Origin of the sequence: Serratia sp. HMSC15F11 (assembly GCF_001808215.1) — a bacterium.
GTDB classification, from domain to species: Bacteria; Pseudomonadota; Gammaproteobacteria; order Enterobacterales; family Enterobacteriaceae; genus Serratia; species Serratia nevei.
Genome location: NZ_KV792507.1, coordinates 1 through 1,389 on the forward strand (window position 1 = coordinate 1; position 1,389 = coordinate 1,389).

Here is a 1,389-nt window from a genome sequence, read left to right on the forward strand (position 1 = left end):
CCTTCCTTAGCAGTACTGGCACTTGCACATCCAATAGTAATAATCTGGTTCATTCTCGTTGTATGGTCACTACGAGGTGAAACAGCATGAAGAAGCTTAATCTAATTACTGCTACTGCATTAGCGTATGAAGTACTAACCGGATTACCAGAATTACAAGATTGCGTGAATACTCTAATGAAGCAGTTAGAAGTACTCGGATATGAACTACATCCACTAGACGAAGAAAGTACTCAAGACGATATTGATAAGTACAATGCAGTATTTTGGCCCGTATTATTCTGTACTTTCGACTGCGAATTGATAAATAAAGATGTAAAATACGACGATATAGGTTTTATTCGTCGTGGTGATATATACGGATTACTGTTTGGATGCGTATTTTATCATAAATGAATAAATAGATTTGTAATCTCCATAGACAAAGTTGCCGCCTCGTGACATTGGCGGTACTTTTTTGTAATTAAAAAATAAGGAAAGGTGCACAAGATGAAAGAAAAGAAAAATACATCATTCGGTATTAGATTGAATGATCGACAAGTGGAAGTACTGGATGGTCTGATTAACGATGGCAAAGCGAAAACTAGATCAGCAGCAGTACAGTACATATTGAATCAGTACATTATTCTAGGAGGTGACAAGAAGTAATAGGCAGTAAAGGGAGTATCACCCGCACGTGGTGATACAAGTAAACGGAATTTTAAAATGAAAAAGGGAAATAAACTAGTAGCCGGGATTGGCACGAATGACTTAGCAAACGATATTGAAAAACAACAAGAGATTGGACTGACACCAGAGCTTCAGCGAAAGTGCTACCAAGCGTGGAAGAGTCGCCTAGAAGCAGAAACCGTCGAGAAAAGGGCAAACGTCAGTACTGAATGGTTGTTCTATTCGAATTTCGCCCGGTGGTGGCTTGATACTCGCATAGAAGGATGGTGCATCGATAAGGACTGGCTTGTAGTTGGTAATAAAGAATACAAAGCTGATAAGTGTTGTTGGCTTCCGAACAAAATCAATTGCCTGATGAATGACGGCAGGCCGGATAACGGCTTACCAAAGGGTGTCTCTGTAGAACGTAAGAGGTATAAGGACGCAGTTTATGAATACTATAAAGCACAGTGCTGGGTTAATAGTGTTCATGAAGCCAAGAACTTCAAGACTGCACACGACGCACATAGACAATGGCAACAGTGGAAGATTCAAGAACTCGATAATGTAATCAACGAGTTCAGTACTGATACACGCCTAGATAAACGTATTATCACACGTCTGAATGAAATTAGAAACGATATCCAATCTGATTACGACAACAATATTGAAACACAATAAAAAGAAGCCCCGTGCGTGGGGCTTATTCAAACTAACTAAACTATTTATAGGAATGCAAAAT

General features: G+C 39.2%; 3 protein-coding genes. All 3 read left to right on the forward strand.

All coding sequences use genetic code 11. The annotated features are described in order from the left end of the window. The first annotated feature begins 86 nt into the window (after nucleotides 1-86). The 3 genes from HMPREF3138_RS26545 to HMPREF3138_RS22790 all read left to right on the forward strand — a co-directional run bounded on the left by HMPREF3138_RS26545 (nucleotide 87) and on the right by HMPREF3138_RS22790 (nucleotide 1,328). The gene (locus HMPREF3138_RS26545; RefSeq protein ID WP_139145178.1) at nucleotides 87-395 is read left to right on the forward strand and encodes a hypothetical protein; all 309 of its coding nucleotides are present in this window, start codon (nucleotides 87-89) and stop codon (nucleotides 393-395) included. A 93-nt stretch (nucleotides 396-488) separates the two neighbouring features. After that, nucleotides 489-647, forward strand: a complete 159-nt coding sequence (locus HMPREF3138_RS26780; RefSeq protein WP_168166354.1) for a ribbon-helix-helix domain-containing protein — start codon at nucleotides 489-491, stop codon at nucleotides 645-647. A gap of 57 nt (nucleotides 648-704) precedes the next feature. Further along, nucleotides 705-1,328: a hypothetical protein gene (locus HMPREF3138_RS22790; protein WP_070559352.1), complete on the forward strand. Its 624-nt coding sequence runs from the start codon at nucleotides 705-707 to the stop codon at nucleotides 1,326-1,328. Nucleotides 1,329-1,389: the final 61 nt, after the last annotated feature.

Bases quoted from the DNA above. Each gene is read 5' to 3' on its own strand.
- HMPREF3138_RS22790 (WP_070559352.1), top strand. From the start codon at position 705: ATGAAAAAGGGAAATAAACTAGTAGCCGGGATTGGCACGAATGACTTA.
- HMPREF3138_RS26780 (WP_168166354.1), top strand. From the start codon at position 489: ATGAAAGAAAAGAAAAATACATCATTCGGTATTAGATTGAATGATCGA.
- HMPREF3138_RS26545 (WP_139145178.1), top strand. From the start codon at position 87: ATGAAGAAGCTTAATCTAATTACTGCTACTGCATTAGCGTATGAAGTA.